13 protein-coding genes are annotated in these 20,214 nt (G+C 27.4%); 3 read left to right on the top strand and 10 right to left on the bottom strand.

Features of this window, described 5'->3' with window-relative positions; all coding sequences use genetic code 11:
• Positions 1-1,493, top strand: a 1,493-nt coding sequence (locus tag ACERKK_RS03885) for a cache domain-containing protein (protein WP_373771770.1), incomplete at its 5' end; no start/stop codon positions are given.
• Here ACERKK_RS03885 and ACERKK_RS03880 read toward each other — a convergent pair.
• From ACERKK_RS03880 to ACERKK_RS03835, 10 genes are all read right to left on the bottom strand, one after another.
• Positions 1,477-2,076 (bottom strand): LysE family translocator, encoded by a 600-nt coding sequence (locus tag ACERKK_RS03880; RefSeq protein ID WP_373771769.1) that lies wholly within the window; start codon positions 2,074-2,076, stop codon positions 1,477-1,479. The two genes, ACERKK_RS03885 and ACERKK_RS03880, sit on opposite strands and share 17 nt — an antisense overlap.
• Before the next feature lie 43 nt (positions 2,077-2,119).
• Entirely contained in the window at positions 2,120-2,929 is an 810-nt protein-coding gene (locus ACERKK_RS03875; RefSeq protein ID WP_373771768.1) for an AraC family transcriptional regulator, read from the bottom strand.
• Positions 2,930-2,931: 2 nt separating this feature from the next.
• Positions 2,932-5,046 carry an HlyD family efflux transporter periplasmic adaptor subunit gene (locus tag ACERKK_RS03870; protein WP_373771767.1) on the bottom strand — a complete coding sequence of 705 codons (2,115 nt, stop codon included), beginning with the start codon at positions 5,044-5,046 and terminating at the stop codon, positions 2,932-2,934.
• 3 nt (positions 5,047-5,049) lie between these two features.
• Complete coding sequence (locus tag ACERKK_RS03865) at positions 5,050-6,390, bottom strand: efflux RND transporter periplasmic adaptor subunit (RefSeq protein WP_373771766.1); 1,341 nt, start codon at positions 6,388-6,390, stop codon at positions 5,050-5,052.
• A gap of 18 nt (positions 6,391-6,408) precedes the next feature.
• Positions 6,409-11,580 carry a VCBS domain-containing protein gene (locus ACERKK_RS03860; RefSeq protein ID WP_373771765.1) on the bottom strand — a complete coding sequence of 1,724 codons (5,172 nt, stop codon included), beginning with the start codon at positions 11,578-11,580 and terminating at the stop codon, positions 6,409-6,411.
• Positions 11,581-11,590: 10 nt separating this feature from the next.
• Entirely contained in the window at positions 11,591-12,307 is a 717-nt protein-coding gene (locus ACERKK_RS03855) for an efflux RND transporter periplasmic adaptor subunit (RefSeq protein WP_373771764.1), read from the bottom strand.
• Between the two features lie 6 nt (positions 12,308-12,313).
• Positions 12,314-14,287, bottom strand: coding sequence for a TolC family protein (locus tag ACERKK_RS03850; RefSeq protein ID WP_373771763.1), 1,974 nt, complete (start codon positions 14,285-14,287; stop codon positions 12,314-12,316).
• A gap of 120 nt (positions 14,288-14,407) precedes the next feature.
• Entirely contained in the window at positions 14,408-17,884 is a 3,477-nt protein-coding gene (gene metH, locus ACERKK_RS03845; RefSeq protein ID WP_373771762.1) for a methionine synthase, read from the bottom strand.
• A gap of 145 nt (positions 17,885-18,029) precedes the next feature.
• Entirely contained in the window at positions 18,030-18,629 is a 600-nt protein-coding gene (locus ACERKK_RS03840) for a class I SAM-dependent methyltransferase (RefSeq protein WP_373771761.1), read from the bottom strand.
• The gene (locus ACERKK_RS03835; RefSeq protein WP_373771760.1) at positions 18,626-19,303 is read right to left on the bottom strand and encodes a hypothetical protein; all 678 of its coding nucleotides are present in this window, start codon (positions 19,301-19,303) and stop codon (positions 18,626-18,628) included. The genes ACERKK_RS03840 and ACERKK_RS03835 overlap by 4 nt, the downstream gene beginning before the upstream one ends.
• A gap of 154 nt (positions 19,304-19,457) precedes the next feature.
• On the opposite strand from ACERKK_RS03835, the gene ACERKK_RS03830 reads away from it, so the two are divergent.
• Positions 19,458-20,033 carry an LPP20 family lipoprotein gene (locus ACERKK_RS03830; protein WP_373771759.1) on the top strand — a complete coding sequence of 192 codons (576 nt, stop codon included), beginning with the start codon at positions 19,458-19,460 and terminating at the stop codon, positions 20,031-20,033.
• On the top strand, positions 20,023-20,214 hold a 192-nt coding region (locus ACERKK_RS03825), incomplete at its 3' end, for a hypothetical protein (RefSeq protein WP_373771758.1). The genes ACERKK_RS03830 and ACERKK_RS03825, both read left to right, overlap by 11 nt.

Genomic DNA, 20,214 nt, shown 5'->3' with positions numbered 1-20,214 from the left:
CAATTATGCCATCACTTGAGGGAAAAAACTCTTATAATGTAAAAGATGCAAGAGGCGAATATATAATTAGGCAAATGCATGAAAAACTAAAAGTTCAAGATGAAACAGTACTTCAATGGTATTGGTATAAGCCAAATGAAAAAGAGACTCAATATAAAAAAATCGGTTATATTAAAAATTTTGAACCATTTAACTGGTTTATAGGAACTGGTGAATATGTAAAAGATTTTGAGAAACAAGTACAAGAAAAAGTTTTAGAAGGTATTTTAAATGCAAACTATGACAAAAGTGCTTATATGTTTGTAATTACTTATAAAAATGATGAAATAAACTATTTAAAAAAAGGGATTTTTGATGAAGAGTCTTTAAAATCTGACTTATTTAAAGATGGTATAAAAAAAATAGTAGATAAAGCCAAAGATAAAAAATCTACTTTTTACACTTATAATACTCTTTCCAACTCTAAAGAACACAATGGTTCTAGAAAAACAAGTTATTTAAAAGTTGTTGATAATTGGTCTTGGGTTATTGGAACAGGTTTTTATGAAGATGATGTAAATAGTGAAATAAAGAAGAAGAAAGAAGAGTTAGATAATAATATTTTAATACATATGAAAAATACAATTTTAGTAGCTATTGTTTTAGTTATTATTCTTTTATTTTCATCAATATACTTATCACGAACAATTAAAAGAAAATTTAATAAGTATAAAAATGAAATTGACCAACATTTACAAAATAAAGTTGAACAAGAAAGAATTTTATTTCAACAAGCAAAAATGGCTTCAATGGGTGAAATGATTGAGAATATAGCACATCAATGGAGACAGCCTTTATCAAATATCTCCTCAAATGCTACATCATTACTTGTTCAAAAAGAGATGAATGTCTTAGAAGATGATACTCTTAAAAATAATTTACAAAGTATCAATAAAAAAGCACAATATCTTTCTAAAACAATTGATGATTTTAGGAACTTTTTCTCTTCAAATAAATATAAAAATACATTTAGTATTAAAACATCTATTGAAGAGAGTTTAGTTTTACTGGATTCACAATTTAAAAATAATGATATTGTGATTATTCAAGATATTGAAGCAATTGAGATAAAAAACTATAAAAATGAATTTATTCAAGTTATTATAAATATTTTAAATAATGCAAAAGACGTGCTTCTTTTAAAACACAAAGATAGATTTATATTTATAGATGCATATAAAAATAATGAAAAATTAGTTATTAAAATAAAAGATAGTGGTGGTGGAATAAATAAAGATATTTCACATAAAATATTTGACCCTTATTTTACAACTAAACATCAAGGTCAAGGTACTGGAATTGGCCTTTATATGAGTAATGAAATCATTACAAAACATATGAATGGAACTATTAATTTTACAAATGAAGAGTTTTTATATCACAATAAAATATATAAAGGTGCTCAGTTTGAAATTGTGATTCCTATTAATAAAGAAGCTAAAGAAGATGCCTAGATATTAAAAATAAAGTAGAGAATATTAGAATCGAACCCATAATCATATTAAAAATTTCAAGTCTTAGATTTGTATTTAAAAATATAGTTATTTTTTCTCCTAATATTCCCCAAAAAGACAAGCATAAATAACAAACTATAAAATAAATAAAAACAAAAATAAATAAAGTTTTATCATTATTTACAAACATTGAAACACCTGATATACAAGCAATCCATGCCTTTGGATTTAACCATTGTAATAAAAAACCTTCATAAAATCGTAGTGTTTTATTTTCTTTATTTTCAATATTTATTTTACTATTTGAAGTAGCAATTTTATAACCCATATAAATAATAAATGCAGAACCAAAAATCTCTAAATAAAATAAAAAATTTGAATATGAACTTAATATAGTTTTTAAACCAATTGCAATTAAAAATAATAATAAAGTAAAACCAATAGTCGCACCAGAAATAAAAGGTACAGTCTTTTTAAAACCATTATTTATTCCAGATGTAATAATAAGCATATTTACAGGACCTGGAGAAATCGACATAACAATAGAAAAAGAAAATATTGCTAAAAGCGTAGTAATATTCATAAAAACTCCTTGAAATTGAAGTATATGAAATTTAAAGATTTATTTATTGTACAAAATTGAGTTTATACTCTTTTGGTGTAGTTGCAACAATTTTTAAGAAATTTCGATGAAAATGACTTTGATCAAAAAAACCACACTCTAATGCCGTATCAACAATGGAATAACCTTTTTGTAAAAGTTCCTTTGCTTTATTAATTTTTACATTTAATAAATAAGCATGAGGAGTTAAATTCATTTGTGATTTAAAAAGTCTAATAATATAAAAAGAGTTTAAATCAAAAAGTATAGATAAGGTTTCTAAAGAGATATTTTCTTTATAATTTTTATCTAAATAAGTCACTATTTCTTGAAATATTTCATCAATAATAACTATATTAGTTCTTTCTAGATATAAAGAGAAAAAATCTAAGAAAAATACTATAAGTTCATTCTCTTTTTCTAAAATTGTATAATCTGAAAATAGATATTCACATAGATTTAAATACTTATAATAAAAATTTTCATCTTCCAATATATCTACAGGAATACTTACAAACTCCTGCACATTTTCATTTATAAGCTTTTGAATATTTTTACACCATGAAGTATCTAAATACAACATATAATAAATATTTAAAATATCAGAGCATGAATTACAAGAGTGTACTACTTTTGGATTTATTATACTTAAGCCATTTTTTTTTAATAAATATTCTTTATTTGCATTTGTATAAATACTTTCACCTTCTTTATTTGCACCTAAAGAAAAAGTATCATGAAAGTGTTTTTTATAGTGAATATTTGAGTTTGAATATCTTAATTCTACAAAAGGAAGGTTTTCATCTATGAATATTTTTGTAAATATCTTTTTCAAATTTAGAACCCGCTTTCTCTAATTAAAATAGCCATTACTTTTTTTGTTAATTTATCTATAATACTTAAAGGTTCACCTTCAACGATTAGAACTCCATCTTTTCTAATTTTATAAATAGTATTAAAATCAATAAGTTCTGCTTTTACTTTATAATAGGCTTTTTCACTTATTAATTGATTTTTAGAATCTTCTCTTACAGCAATACTTCCACCATATAAAGAGCTTAGTTCAGGAAACTCAATAAAAGGTAAAGAGATATTTGATATATGCGTAATATTTGTGTTAATAGCCCCATAATCACCACTATTTAATAAAAATACTGCTTTTTGTTTATTACTTATATATTTTAAATTATCTTCACTACAAAAGGCAATTAACTGTGTAGAAGATGGTTCATATAAAGTGAATATTGCTTCTTTTTTATTAAGCCATTGATTTACATGAAAGCTATCATTTTTATAAACTATTCCATCAAAATCAGCTTTAATTACTAAGCTATTTTTGATTTTTTCTAGACCTTCTTTATTTTTTTGTTTTCTTAAAAGTTTTTCTTCAAGTATAAATTTATTATTTAAATTATCCCTTGAAGCTGCTACTTTTTTTAATTGTAATTCTAAAAACTCTATCTCATTATTTACTTGTTTTAATAAAAAACTATTTTCACTAGAATCTAAGATAAGAAGAGTATCTCCTTTTTTTACATAAGATCCATTTTTTACATTTATTTCTTTAATTTGAGCATTATATGGGGCATAAATTTCTATATATTTTTGTGCTTCTAAAACAGCTGGCATATATACTTTATTATTCCAAGGTATTATCAAAAGCGAAATAATTGTAATAAAAAAAAGCAAAGAAGATATATTTCTTCTATTTAAACTTATTGTGTTAATTTTTTCAAACCAGATTTTTAACTCCTTGTAAATAGGTAAAATAATAAACCATAAAATCTCAACTATAAATAAAAATATCCCAAGTGCTTTAAATGTAAAATAGTATACAAGCACAGCAATTCCTAAAAATAAGAAAAATCTATAAATCCATGTAAGAATCGCATAAATAATAAAAAAATTATGCTTATATCTTGGTAGAAATTCAGGAACTTGTTCATTTGAACCTAAGATATTTCTTCGTATAAACCATCTTGCCATAGCAAAAGAACGAGGTTGAAGGTTTTTTGAATCACTCCAATCTGATAATGCATAATAACCATCAAATCGTAAAAATGGGCTAATATTTATTAAAAGTGATGTTATCCAACTTGTAGTTGCGATTACAAATGCAATACTTTTAAAAACTCCATCATCTAAAAAAGACCAGAAGAATGTGGCAATTAAAGCTAAATAAAGTTCGACTTTCATTCCTGCCATTACTATTTTTAATCGTTTATATTTTGACTTTATTTTCCATGAATCTGTTGTATCTGTGTATAAAACGGGGAATAAAACTAAAAAAGCAACCCCCATAGTGGGGACCCTTGCACCATATTTTTTCGCAGTAAAAGCATGGCCTAATTCATGAAAACTTTTTACAAAGATAATTGATAAAAAATAGTAAAACATACCTTCTTTAGAAAAAAGATATGAAAAAGTTGCAAAAAATTCATCTAAATTTCTTAGTGTTAAAACAATACCAATAAAACCTAAAAGTAAAACAAAATTTCGCCAAATATTTGAATAAAAAAGATTTGCTATTGGCATATTATCATCAAGCCATCTATCAGGTTTTAATAATGGCAATCTTATAAATAAATAGTTATGTAGTAACCACTTAAAAAGAGTTTGCTTTGAGTTTTTTTCTTCTTCATAAACTTTTTTTATGCTCTCATTACTTTGGATTTTTACTAATTTATTATTTGTAATAAAGTTTAGAAAAACTTGTAAAGACTCTTGTGTAATATCATAGTTTTTATTTTTTAACTTCACCAGAAATTCATCTATTTTACAAGAGTTTTCCCATAAAGATAAAAGATTAAAAGCATCTATTCCTATTGTAAAATACTTATTTTGTAAGGCATCATATAGTAACCACTGTTTAGAACCATCTTCTGCTACGCTTGATTCTATAAGCTTTAAATCATCTCTTAAAATTGGAAGAGTTTCATCTAAAGCTTGCATAAATTACCATCCAACTAATTGTCTTAAAGATGTAATAGGTTTTCTAAATATATAAAAAAACAGACTTACTTCATGTGAATAAATCTTTGCCGTTCCCCTTAATCCTATTGTTGGAATATAAGCATCTTTTTGTAAGTCATCAAATTGTGCAGTTATTTTATATGCTAAGATATTTTCAGGTGTAAGCTCTGGTTTATATGAAATATGAGTTATTTTTCCATCCCATGTATCTAAGGGGTTATTATCTAAAAAGGCTTTTATTTTTGCATTATCTTCTAAAAAAATGGCATCACTTACAGGTAACATTATTTTTAATTCTATATTTGTTTTATTTGCAATTTGGAAAATTCTTTGACCCGTTACAACAGGTTTTCCCTTCCATTCATTTGGATTATGAATAATGGCAATTCCATCTTTTTTTGAATAAATAAGTGTTTTATCTAACTGTTCTTTTGTAAAATCAAGTTCTGATTGTTTTAATTGAACTTGTGCTTTTAACTCTTCTAATTGATTTTTTTGTTTTACATCGTAAAAACTTGCTTGTTGTGATGTATGAAGTTGTGCTTTAGCAACATTTAGTGTTTTTTGTGCAATTAAATATTTATTTAAATAATCCGTATCATTTAATTTTACAATTAATGTATCTTTTTTCACATATTCATTTGATTTAACTTTTATTTCACTAACCACTCCTTCAAGAGCAGATGTAACAATAAAAGGATCTTTTGCAATAACTTCTAAGGGAGCTAGAACTGTTAATTTAATAGGAATAAACATTATAGGAATTAAACAAAGTAATAATAATTTAATCAAAAAACTTCCAAAACTTGATTTTTTTAGATTTGATTTAAATGCGCCTTTTCTTGTTGCATATAAAAAATATGCAAATGAAGAGCTAAGATGAGTTCCTATCTCTTCTTCTTTTTTCGTCCATTGCTCTTTTTTTAGTAAAACTAAAAAATATTCACTTGTAATATCTTCTTTTTTAATCTCTAATCTAAGCCATAATACATTCTCATAAGAAAGCTCTTTAAGCTGTCTACTTTGATATGATTCAATCTCTTCTTTATTATTTAAAATATGAGTTGATTTATTATTTGATTTATAGATTTTATTTGAAATTGACTCAATACATTGAACAAAAGGTGAAGTAAAATCAATAGCTGAAATATCAGAAATAGCCTCTACTTTTAATTTTCTAGAATAGTTTGGAGCTAAAAAAATAGCTTGTTCATAGTCTAATAAATTTCTAGTTTCATTTACTATTGTATATTTTAGTTCCATATAGTTTTCACAATTTCTACAATTATGTTCTAATTGCAATAAGGCTGAAATATTATTCAATTTTTATTTTTCCTTATATTAAACAAGTTGGTCTGAAAATAATGAGCTAATTTTATTTCCATAATCTTGCATAGAAGAAGCTTTTTGCTCTATTTGTTCTTGTAAACCAGGAGAAGCTTGTTCTGAAGTTTTTTGTGACTCATCTTTATTATTTATATCAATTTTTACATTAAGTGTTCTAATTACTCCATTCTCACTTATTGCTTTTATAGTGATTTCTAAACCATTAGTAAGCTCACCTTTTAATAAACCTGTTTTCTCATCAAAAGTAATTCCCTTAGGTAAAGGGCTTCCATCACTTAAATAAATTTCGTATCTTTGGCCTAATTGCACATCAGTGACTTTCAACTCTATATAATTATCAATTCTTGTCATAACTTCAATTGATAAACCTATTTCATCAAAAGTATCTGCTACAACATCTGAAAATTCAATTTTTCCATCATCATTTATTTTAATAGCGATATTTTCACTTATATTTGTTTCAATATTATCTGTAATATTTGAAGAGTTTGGTGTTAAGTTATATTGAATAAAACCTTTACCTAAATCAAAATCAGAAGCTTCCTTTGAAGAAGAGTCTAAAACTCCTTGAACATCATTTGAAACAAATTTATTAACCTCAACTTTTGATGGAACTTCTTGTTCTATAGTTTCACTTATTTCTTCTTTTGGTGTCTCAACTTCACTTGTATTTGCAGGTAAAACTTCTATTTTATATGTTTTATCAACTATATCTTGGTCATCTTTTGTATTAATTGCTTTTATAATAATTTCAAAAATTCCCGTTTCTGTTGGATTACCTGAGATTTCACCTGTAATTGGATTAAAACTCAAACCTTCTGGTAAACCTGTAATTTCATATTTAAAACTATCTGTAATATCTACATCTGTAAATAAAGAAGAAACATTTTGTTCATAACTCTCAGAGAAAGATAATTTCACATCAATATTTTGTGTACTTACAAGTGCTGTGTCATTTGTTCCTGTAATTGTTACAATTACATCTTGACTAACAACTCCACCTGATTGGTCATCTAAATTAATTTTAAATACAACAGTTATTACTTCACCATTTGCTAAAAAATCTAAATTATTTTCAGAAATTATATAGTCCCAATTTATTGTTCCATTATTACTATTTCCAATAACATTTTGTACACTAAAACCTGATTGTATATTTGATATTTGTTGTGCTGTTAAACTTAATGGATTTCCATTTATATCAACTAGCGTAATTGAATCTAAAGAACTGCTAGCAATTGCATTATCATTTGAATCTACATCTGTAAAAGTTATACTTCCATTATCACTTAAAGTACCACTTCCTTCTGTAATATCTGCTAATACAGATATTACTTGAATATCAGGAACATCATTTGTTCCTGTAATAATTACTTGCATATTTTGAATATCACTAGTACCTGCTTCATCTGTAACAGTTACTATAAATGTTGCTGTAATTACCTCGCCATTTCCTAAAAAATCTAACTGTGCTTCTGTAATAGAGTATGTCCAATCTATTGCACCATTATTTGCATTTGCAATACTAAATGCATTTTGAATATCTAAAATTTGTTGTGCTGTTAAACTAAAAGAATTACCATCTTTATCAATTGCAGATATTGTATTATTAGATAAACTGCCTTGAGGTCTATTTGAGTAATCTTTATCTGTAAATAAAATAGAACCAGAATCAATTAAATTACCACTTTCAACAACACTTGCATTTACATTTCCACCTACAATACTTACAGAATCATTTGCTCCTGTAATTGTGATAGTTACATCTTGTGTTGATACACCTCCATCTTGGTCATCAACACTGATTGTAAATGTTGCTGTTAAAACTTCACCTTGTGCTAAAAAATCAATTTTATCTTCTGAAATTAAATAATCCCAATTTATCGTTCCACTATTTGTATTCCCACCTGCATTACTTACACTAAAACCTGCTTGTATATCTGCTATTTGTTGTGCTGTTAATGTTAATGGATTTCCATTTATATCAACTAATGTAATAGTATTTAAAGAACCACTTCCTAGAGGTCTATCATTTAAATCTGCATCTGTAAATGTAATACTTCCACTATCACTTAAAGAACCACTTCCTTCTGTTATACTACTATCTACATTTCCAGCTGTTATAATTGGAAGTTCGTTTGCCCCATTTATTGTTATTGTTACATCTTGGTTAATAGTAGAACCATTATTATCAGTTAATGTAACTGTAAAAATAGTTGTTACTATTTCACCTTTTGCTAAAAAATCTAATTGTGCTTCTGTAATAGAGTATGTCCAATCCATTGCACCATTATTTGCATTTCCAATATTAAAGGCATTTTGAATATCTAAAATTTGTTGTGCTGTTAGTGTTACGGGATTTCCATCTTTATCTACTGCTGATACTGAAGTATTATTTAAACTTCCTACTATAGAATCACTAAGATCAGCATCACTAAATATTATTGAACCTGAATCAGTTAAAGTTTCACTTTCTGTAATATCTCCTGCTACATCTCCACCTACAACACTTATAGAATCATTTACTCCTGTAATTGTGATAGTTACATCTTGTGTTGATACACCTCCATCTTGGTCATCAACACTAATTGTAAAGGTTGCTGTTAATTCTTCACCTTGTGCTATAAAATCAATTTTATCTTCTAAAATATTAAAATTCCAATTTATTGTTCCATCGTTTGTATTTGTTAATAAGTTATCTATACTAAAAGCATTCTGAATATCTAGTATTTGTTGTGCTGTTAATGTTACTGGATTTCCATTTATATCTACTATATTATTTAAAGAACCACTTCCTATCGGTCTATCATTTAAATCTGCATCTGTAAAGGTAATACTTCCACTATCACTTAAAGAACCACTTCCTTCTATTATACTACCATCTACATCTACAGGTATTATTACTGGAAGCTCATTTGCTCCATTTATTGTTATTGTTACATCTTGTGTATCGCTAGAACCATTTCCATCCGTTACTGTTACTGTAAAAATAGCTGTTACAACATCACCCTTTTCTAAAAAATCAAGATTATTTTCTGTAGTTGAAAAGGTCCAATTTATTGTTCCATCGTTTGTATTTGCTAATAAGTTATCTATACTAAAAGCATTTTGAATATCTAGTATTTGTTGTGCTGTTAATGTTAGAACACTTCCATCTTGTTTTAAGCCTGTAATTGAATTTACTGAAGATGTTCCTATTGGTCTATCACTTAAATCAATATCTGTAAAAGTAACTGTTCCTGTATCTGTTAAAGTATTCCCTTCTATAATATTTCCTATTACAATTCCACCATTTATTTCTACAGAATCATTTGCTCCTGTGATTGTAATAGTTACATCTTGAGTTGCAATTCCACCTTCTTGATCACTTACGCTTAAAGTAAAAATAGCAGTTACGACATCACCTGCTCCTAAAAAGTCTAATTTATCTTCACTGATACTATAATCCCAATTAATTGTTCCATTATTTGTAAGAGGACCACCTGCACTTATAATAAATCCTGATAGTAAATCAGTTTGTTGCTGAGCTGTTAAAGTTAATGGATTTCCATTTATATCTACTGCTGAAATTGACTTTGTAGGTACTGAGGTTGCTGGTCTATCTGCAGTATCTGAATCTGTAAAATTAATACTTCCATTTACAGCTAAAGAACCACTTCCTTCTGTAATACTACCATCTACATTTACAGGTGTTATAACAGGAGTTTCTGTTTCTCCTGTTATTGTAATTGTTACATCTTGGGTATCACTAGAACCATTTCCATCAGATACTGTTACTGTAAAAATAGCTGTTAAAACATCATCTTTGCCTAAAAAATCAAGATTATTTTCTGTAGTTGTAAAGGTCCAATTTATTGTTCCTTCGTTTGTATTTGCTAATAAGTTCTCTATACTAAATGCAGCTTCAATATCAGATATTTGTTGTGCTGTTAAATTTAAAATACTTCCATCTTGTTTTAAAGCAGTAATTGAGTTTGTAGAAGAAGTTCCTGTTGGTCTATCTGTTAAATCTACATCTGTAAAAGTAACTGTTCCTGTATCTGTTAAAGTATTACCTTCAGTAATATCTCCTGTAATATTTCCACCAGTTGCAATAACAGATCCATTTGCTCCATTTATTGTAATAGTTATATCTTGAGTGGCTATGCCTCCTGATCTATCATCAATAGTTATAGTAAATATTGCAGTTAACACATCTCCTGTTCCTAAAAAGTTCAAATCACTTTCATTAGTATTATAATCCCAATTTATTGTTCCATTATTTGTAAGAACACTTCCTGCACTTATAATAAATCCAGATTCTAAATCTGTTATTTGTTGTGCAGTTAAAGTTATTGGATCTCCATTTATATCAACTGCCGTAATTGAATTAGTTGATGCAGAACCAAATGGTCCATTATTTACTGTTGCAGGTTCTGCATCTGTAAAATCAATACTTCCACTTGCAGTTAAGTTTCCACTTCCTGCTGTAATAGTTCCAGTTATAACTCCTGGTATTATTACAGGGTCACTGTTTGCAAAAGTACCATTATAATTATCTGCTATTATAGTTTGCGATTCGATATTTCCAGCATTATATTCAAGCTCCCAATCTCCACCTAGTGACTTATCTCCTGTGATATCATCAGAAGCTAAGATATCAGCATTTGTTAGTTGTGCAAAAGAATCAATGAACTCTTTTCCTTCTTGATTTTGACTAATTGAACAACCATACAATAAGATGTCTGCATTAACTGATAAACTATCACCTATAAGCTTTAAATCTTGGCTAAAACTATTTATATTATCACTATTAATAGAACCATTTCCTAGATTTATTTCTGCGATTTTTCCATGTGAGAAAATATGAATAGCATCAATATTTGTTTTTCCTTCTAAAAAAAATGCAATTTGATCTATACCTGATGAACTATCATCAATTATATATACTTCATAATTTTGTGAAAAACTATCTTTTAAACTCTCATAATCTTTTACATTAAAATCAATAAATACAATCTCTTTTTTTTCTAATTGTGAGTTTTCTACAGCAGCGGGGGTTTCAATTGTATCAGTAGAATCACTATCAAAACTACTATTATCTAAAACATCAATAGCTGTTGCAACTGCTGCTCCATCAAATAATAATCTAGGTTCTAAAGTACTTATTAGTGGTGTTTTTTTCATTAGACAAATCCTATTTATTTATCTTAAATATCGCTGTTGCGCTCATCCCTGGGATTATATTCTCGTAAGGTTTTTTAAGTGTTACTCTAACTAATACTGTTTGGCTAACAGGGTCAACAACAGAACCTATTTCTTTAATTATAGCTTTTATTGTAGTATTTGTCTCATCAATAGCTAAATCAATTTCATTACCTTTTTTTAGCCACTGTAACCAAATAGATGGAACAAAAGTTTTTGCTTCAAGTTTATCTATTCCAATAATCTCTATTATCTCTTCATTTGGTTTAATACTTTGAAATTGATTGGCTTTTCGTGTAACAACACGACCATTGTAAGGAGCGAAGATATTACATCTTTTTACATTAATTGATGCGATTTGAAACTCTGATTCTTGTTTACGATACTCTTCTTTTGAAATATCAACTTCAAACTTTCCAATGGATTTATAACTTTCAAGTTCTTTATTTTTTTTATATTTTAAATATGCAATATTTTTTTCGATAGCAACTTTATTTTTTTTTGCCTTATAAACATCACAATTAAGCTTTACAAGAACTTCACCTTTTGTAAAGTAATCACCCTCTAGTTTATTAAGATATATTATATTTCCAGATAATTCACTTGATAATGTTGTTTTATCAACGGATGTAATAATAGCTCTTGAATTAATAGATTCTTGCGCATTTATATATGAGAATAATAAAGCTAAAAATATAAACTTTTTCATAAGTTATTATTTCCTTTTAGCTTTTATAACCAAGCTACTTATGTATCCATCTGAAGTTTTATACCAAGTACCACCACTATTTTTAACTATTTTACTAACATATATTGTTCTATTTTTAGGAATTGTATATTTTATTTGACTATTCCATCTTGCTTCTTTTCTAATATTTCCTGGTCTAAAAGTTTTTACAAGATATAAACCTTCATTTTTCTTTTTTAGAGCATTCATTTTTAAAGATTTTAATTGAATATAGCCATCTTTTGTTTCTACCCAATAGCCACTTTCATTATAAAACTTTGATATAACCTCAATATTTTCATCTTTTTCAAGAACTGATTTTATATCACTATTTGGATTTGCTTTTGACCTTATATATGCATTTTCTACAGCAACTGCTGTAATTGTTTTTTTATCTTTTGGTAAAAGAGTTTCTTTTTTAGCTTTAACTATTGGCTTTTTTAATTTTGGCTCTTCTTTTTCTTTTACTGCTAAAGGTTTTATATCTTTAAACTCTACATTTGTTTTTAATTGCGTAAAACTTTTTTTCTTAAACTCTTCATATTTACCAATTGACGCAAAAATCTTTCCGTAACTATTTTGTACATTAGCATAAGATGATGAATGTCTTAAAAAAGATAAAATATAGTTAAGTTTCTCTTTTATAAAAACTAATTTACTTCCTGTATTTAAACGGTTATTTACCTTAGTTAATTTAAATATTCCTTCTGCAACATCTAAATACTCTTTTGCTAATTTATACTCTTTTTTAGCTTGATTAAATTCAGCTAATGATAAATGAACTTGAGATAAAACAGCCATTGAAATTGCTAATTTTTGTTCTCGTGCTAATTCAATTTTTGTTTTTGCAATTTTTCTAAAAGTACTACCTTTAAAAATATCTAATAAATTCCATGAAACACTAGCTCCATAAGAAGTCCAATCATTATTTAAAAGATATTCACTACTATTGTACGATAGTCCTGCATTTATATTTATACCAGGAAGCATTCTTAAAATCGCAGATGTTGTCTCTTTTTGAGAGATTCTCTCTTTATATCTACTTTCTAAGATTTCTGGACGGTTTTCTAATGCAATTTTTTCCATATCTTCTAATTTTAAATCAATTTCTGGTAAATCATAATTTGTTTTTACTTTTTCTGCTAATTCAAAATTTGTTCCAGGTTTTAAACCCATTAATTCAGCAAGTTCGATTTTTGAACCCATTAAATTTCTTTCTAAAGTTTGTAAAGCTCTTAATACTTCTAATAATTCTCTTTGATAAGATAATGCTTCCATAGGTGAAGATAATCTAAGTTTATTTACTTTTCTTGAATCTTCAAGAGCAATAGTTACCTCTTTCATCATTGGAACAATTTTTTTCAATAATGCATCAGCGGAAACTGATTTATAATAAGTTCTTCTTACTTCTTGAACAATATTATGAATTACTTTTCTTTCATTCTCTTTTGCCATTAAGTATTTATCTGATTGTTGTTGAGCTCTTACATACGATAAACCAAAATCAAGTACATTCCAAGAAAAAGAAACATCAGTATTTGTTTTCGTTTTATCTTGAGATACTGAATAAGTAGGAGTTCCAACTATTGGAGCTGGTTTGCCATCTTCAAATGTTGTACTTGCAGAAGCTGCGTAGTTATTTCTTGTTGAGTATCCAGCATTTGCTGTTAAACTTGGAAGCATATCATAATATACTAAATCAATTTGTTCATAAGCTAATGCTGATTCCATTAACTGAACTTTGTTTCTTATATTATTTTTAATAGCTCTTTTTATTGCGTCATCTAAAGAGATTGCTTTTGTAATAGGTTTGGATAAGTCGTTTAACTGTTTTAAATCTTCTTTAACACTTTTTTTTATATTTTCAGAAGTTAATGCTTCAGGTTTTATACTACAACCTGTTATTAATATACTAGTAAATATTGACATTGCAATTATTTTTACTGTTTTAGTATATTCCATTCTTTCCCTTAGCTAGTGTTTTAGAAGATTTTGCCATATATAGGCTTAACTAATCGTATAAATTATTAAACTTAAGAATAATTTATGATTAATTAATTAATAGAGAAACTCAATTCTCTATTAAATATTATAATAATTAGCCTCATGATGAGGAACTACAATAGCACAAGTTGTTTGTTCTGGATGCATTTGGAATGTTTCACTTAATTCAATTCCAAACTCTTCTGGGTTTAATAAATCAAAAATATCTCTATTCATAGCTAAATCTGGACAAGCAGCATAACCAGGAGAATATCTACAACCAACATACTGTTTCATTTGAACATCATTTAAAGTATGCCCTTCTTTTGGAACAATATCTAAATCAAGTCTAACTTGTTTATGTAAAACCTCAGCAAGAGCTTCAGCTAATTCAACACCAAGTCCATGAATTTGGTAATATTCAGCAAACTTACCTTCATCATAAAGTCCTCTTTCATAATCACTTATTTTAAGACCAGCACTAGCAAGTGTAAATGCAATTACATCTAATCTATCATTTGCAAAGAAATCAGGAATACATCTAAATGGTTTTCTTTTTTGTCGTGGAAACTCTAAAACTTTAATTGCTTCTTCTAATGGTGGTACATTCTTTGCTTCTTCAAGTGAATTAAATAAATATTTTTTATCAAAGATATAAAGTTTATTATCATGAGAAATACAAGGATAATAAGCATAAATAGCAATTGGTTCAAAGATTTTTTTATCTAATAAATCAGCTTTTAATTGTCTATATAATGGTTCAACAACATCATTTTCATAAGCTAAAAACTTCTCACTACTTTGTTTTCCTCTTTTATATCCCCATCTTTGTCTATATAAAACTCTATGATTAATCCATTTAAAAATTAATTCTTTATCTAAAGCTTCATTTGTTTTAGCAACCCTATCCCAAAGCGGTGGAAAAGTAAACTCTGTTTTAGCTGGCATTGGAATTTCTTCATAAGGAGGAATTACAACTTCTTCTTTTTCTACACTATTACTTGTATCTTTTATCTCAATTAAATCAGCAGCCAAGGCAGTATTTGTTAAATCACCTTTTTCAATTCTTTGCATAGAAACAACACCATCAAAGGCATCTCTACAATAAAAAATTGGCCCATCATAAATTGGTCTACAAAAGTCATTTACGAAAGATTTAGTAAGTGCTGCTCCACCAATTAATACAGGAATATCTATTCCCATTTTTTGTAATTCTTCTAAGTTTTCTTTCATTACAGCAGTTGATTTAACAAGTAATCCACTCATTCCAATTGCATGAGCTTTATGCTCTTTTGCAGCAATTAAAAATGAATTTAAATCAGCTTTAATACCAATATTTATAACTTTAAAACCATTATTACTTAAAATAATATCAACTAAGTTTTTACCAACATCATGTACATCACCTTTTACAGTTCCTACTACAATTACAGTTTCACTAGCTTTTTCTTCTTTTGGTAAATATGGATTTAATGCATCAACTGTTGCTTTCATAGTTTCAGCACTTTGAAGAACAAATGGTAATTGCATTTGACCTGAACCAAATAGTTCACCAATGATTTTCATACCATCAATTAACCACTCATTTACGATAATTTCAGGTTTTACTTCATGTCGTAACTCTTCAACTAAAGGAAGAAGTCTATCTTTATCACCATCTAATAAAAGTTTTTTTACTTTTTCAATTGGTTCAAGTTTTTGATACTCTTCATCACTTTGTTCTTCAATATCTCCAACATTTGAGAAGTGTTCAATAAAAGCAAATAATGGGTCACCATTTTCTTGATTATTAAAGATTAAATCATCACAAGCTTTTTTATCATCTTCACTAATTTTATTTAATGGCAAAATATGTTGTACATTTACAATAGCAGATGTAAGACCAGCTTTAACACAATAATCTAAGTAAATAGAGTTTAAATATGCTCTTGCTTTTATATCAAGTCCAAATGAAATATTTGAAAGTCCTAGAGTTGTTCCAACTTCTGGATGCATTATTTGGAACTCTCTAATAGCTTCTAATGTTTCCATACCAGCTGTTCTATACTCATCATCACCTGAACCAATAGTAAATGTTAACATATCAAATACTAGGTCTGCTGGATCAAAGCCATGTCTATTTACACATAGATTATAAATACGCTCAGCTATTCTAATTTTGTCTTCTTTTGACTTTGCCATTCCAACTTCATCAATTGTCAGACAAACAAGCGCAGCTCCGAATTTTTTAGCTAAGGCACAAACTGCATCAAATTTTTCTTCTCCATCTTCTAAGTTAACAGAGTTAATAATAGGTCTTCCACCAATTTGTTTAAGTGCAGCTTCTAAAGCTAAAATTTGAGTAGAATCAGGCATTAAAGGAAGTGATATTTTTTGAGAATAAAGTTCAACTACTTTATCCATATCTTCTCTTTCATCACGTCCAGCAAAACCAACTGATACATCAATAATATGAGCTCCTGCTCTTACTTGTTGTTGTCCAACGGAAAGAGTTCCTTCATAATCATTTGATTTAAGTAACTCTCTAAATGCTTTAGAACCTGTTGCATTTGAACGCTCACCAATTAGAAGTGGTGCTGGTTCTTGTTTTAAAGGAACAGTATTAAACAATGATGCTAAAGAAGCCTTTAAAAATCCGCAAGGTTTTTTTGGAACGATTTCTTTTATTTCTTCACTTAAAGCTTTAATATGCTCAGGTGTTGTTCCACAACATCCACCTAAAAATGAAACTCCATTTATCTCTAAAAACTCTTTTTGAAGTTTAGTAAATTCATCTGGTCCCATTGGATAATAAGAAACTCCACCCTTATTTTGAGGAAGTCCTGCATTTGCATGAACTGAAATTGGGAACTTACAAACTTCACTTAATGTTTTTACGTGCTTATGTACTTGTTTAGGTCCTGTTCCACAGTTAAATCCAAGTGATAAAATATTAAATGGAGCCATAATAGCAGCAATTGTTAAAGCATCAGTTCCAATAAGCATAGTTCCTGTTAACTCAATAGTAACAGATACCATAATTGGAATATGAGGAGCTGTGTCATTTAGTGCATGAAGCGCTGCTTTAATTTGTAAAGGATCTTGACAAGTTTCAAGTAAGAATATATCAGTTCCACCATCAGCAAGTCCTTGTGCCATGATTTTATAACCTTCATACATTTCATCATATTTTATATGACCAAGTGATGGAAGTTTTGTTCCAGGTCCAACAGAACCTAATACAAATCTTGGTTTATCAGGAGTTGAATATTTTAAACAAGTTTCTTTTACTAAAGAAGCTCCTAGTTTTGAAAGCTCGTAAGATGTTTGAGGAATATCATATTCATCTAATACCCAAGGCATAGAACCAAAAGTATTAGTAGTAATTAAATCAGCTCCTGCGCTTGCATAAGCATCATGAATATTTCTTAATACATGAGGTGCTGTTAAGTTTAAAAGTTCATTACAACCTTCTAAATCAACACCTTCGTAAAGCCATTCTTCTTCTTTGATAGTAGCAATTTGAAGTTGAGTTCCCATTGCACCATCAATAACCAGTACTTTATTTTCGATTATATTTTTGATATTTTCTAGCATTTCATTCTCTGTTTCAATTATTTGTGTTTTGTTATAGTTATTATTTATTTAAATTATAATTAGTGTATTTAAATTTTAGTTAAAAAGTTGTTAAATGTATTATTTAATAGAAAAAAACAAGCTAAAAGTAGAAGAGTTTCTACTTTTATAATTTCTGTATAATTACTCTTATTACACAAGCTTCACCTTGATGACCTTTGCCTTCATCAAGTATAGTAACTACTTCTTTTATATCTTTTTCACAATATAAAAAATGCTTTTTAAAATCATCTACTGTATAAAGTAAATCCTCATCTTTAGGACCACCACTTGTATAATTTAATTGTTTTTTTGAGAAAAATTCTCCAATAAAATATCCATCTTGTGCTAAAGATTCTTCTATTTGATCAAATAATTGTGCTCTTTCGTCTTTATACATATGTAAATAAGAAGCAACTATTACATCATATTTTTTATCATCTTGCCAATCATTTAAATCCATACAACAAGTTTGAATTTCTAGATTCTCTTCTTTTGCTCTATTTTCTAATTTTTCAAGCCCAATATCAGAAGCATCAATTGCAGTAACTTTAAAACCTCTTTTTGCAAAAAAGATTGCGTTTCTACCTTCTCCCTCACCTAAACAAAGTAGGTTTGAATCTCTTTTTAAAAGTTTGATTTTAGATGCTAAAAATGTATTTGGTTTTAAACCATATAGGTAACCATCTCTTGCAAATTTATTATTCCAGAATTCTTGTTGACTCATTTTACTCTCTTTACTTTTTTTCTTTTACCTAAACTACAATCTGTTATTGTTCTATCAAATAATGTAATATACCACTTATCATCTATTTTAGATAAGTAAAATATAATCTCTTCATCAGTAAAACTAACCTTGTAACTTGTTTTTGAAACAATCTGTTCAAAATCAAAATCTTCATCACTATAATTTTCTAATATTTTTTCAGATTTATTATATGTAAATGCTTCTGTTTTATCTGATAAAAATAGACCTTCTTTATTCCAACCATAAAAAGCATCATTATTTGGACTACAATCAAATAAAGGATTTCCATTAATTATTTTAAGCAAAGAAGTTTTTTTTCTTGTCCTATGTATCTGATTTGCAATAGAAAAGTAGTCTTTATCATTTTTATCAAATTGGATTTTATTAAGTTTTATTACATTTACTTTATTATCAACTTTAAATTTATCAAAAAAACCAAATCTTTGATTTATATAGTTTTCATTTAAACTTTTATAGTCATGTTTACTAATTAACTCTTTAATATTATCAATTGTATTTAATAATTCTACACTGATTTTTTCTCTTTTAAACTCTTTTTTCTCTATTATATTTAGTTGCTTTAAATTACATCCAGAAACAAAGAACATAAGCAATATAGATATTAAGATATTACTCTTATATTTTTTTAACATTTAACTTTTAACATCCTAATTTTTTCATAAATATATCATAATTTAACTTTTCAGTAAAGAAAATAATTTATATTTATTAAAAAATAACTATTTAACCTACTTTTAAACTATTTTATGGGATATTTCTACATTAAATTTATAAGTAGGATAAATAATGTTAAAAATGATTTCAAAAACAGCAGCTGCAAGTTTAGTACTTGCTACAATTTTCACTGGATGTACAAGTACTGAACCTAAAGCTCCTGAAGAATCTACATTTGTTGATGCAGAATTCCAAGGTGCACCACAATGGGTACTTTCTCCTTTTGTTGAAGGCGCAATTGCGGATATGGGAAGTGCAAAAAGAAATGCTGGAAATGATTTTTCTTTTCAAAGAGAAGAAGCAGTTGCTGATGCTAGAAATAATTTAGCTAGACAACTAGATACAAAAGTTAGTAATATGATCAAAACTTATAAAGCAAGTACTTCTGAAACTTATGATAAATCAATTGAAAGTGTAAGTAAACAAATTGCTTCACAAACTTTAGTTGGTTCAAAAGCTACAAAAATGTGGAGAAGTAAAACTGGAACACTTTATGTTCTTGTAGTATTAAACTCTGAAATTGTAAAAGATCAAATGGATAAAGCTATTAAAACATCATTTAAAAATGATAAAGCTATGTATCAAAAATTCCTTGCTTCAAAAGCTCAAGGTGAATTAGATAAAGAATTAGAAAAACTTGAAAACTAGTCTTTTAATTTTATGCGCAAGCATCTTTTTAGTTGCTTGTGCACAAAACTCTTTAGAAGAAACTCAAAGTAAAAAATCTTTACCTAATTGGATTTTAAACCCAGAATCTGGAGCTAATGGAAAATTAGCAGGTTCTGGTTGTTCAAAAATACATTATAAAGGTATTGAAGCTCAAAAAAAA

Source organism: Poseidonibacter sp., from assembly GCF_041821165.1.
Classification (GTDB): domain Bacteria; phylum Campylobacterota; class Campylobacteria; order Campylobacterales; family Arcobacteraceae; genus Poseidonibacter.
Note: the sequence above shows the minus strand (reverse complement) of the source record. Positions and strands in the feature narration are given on the sequence as shown.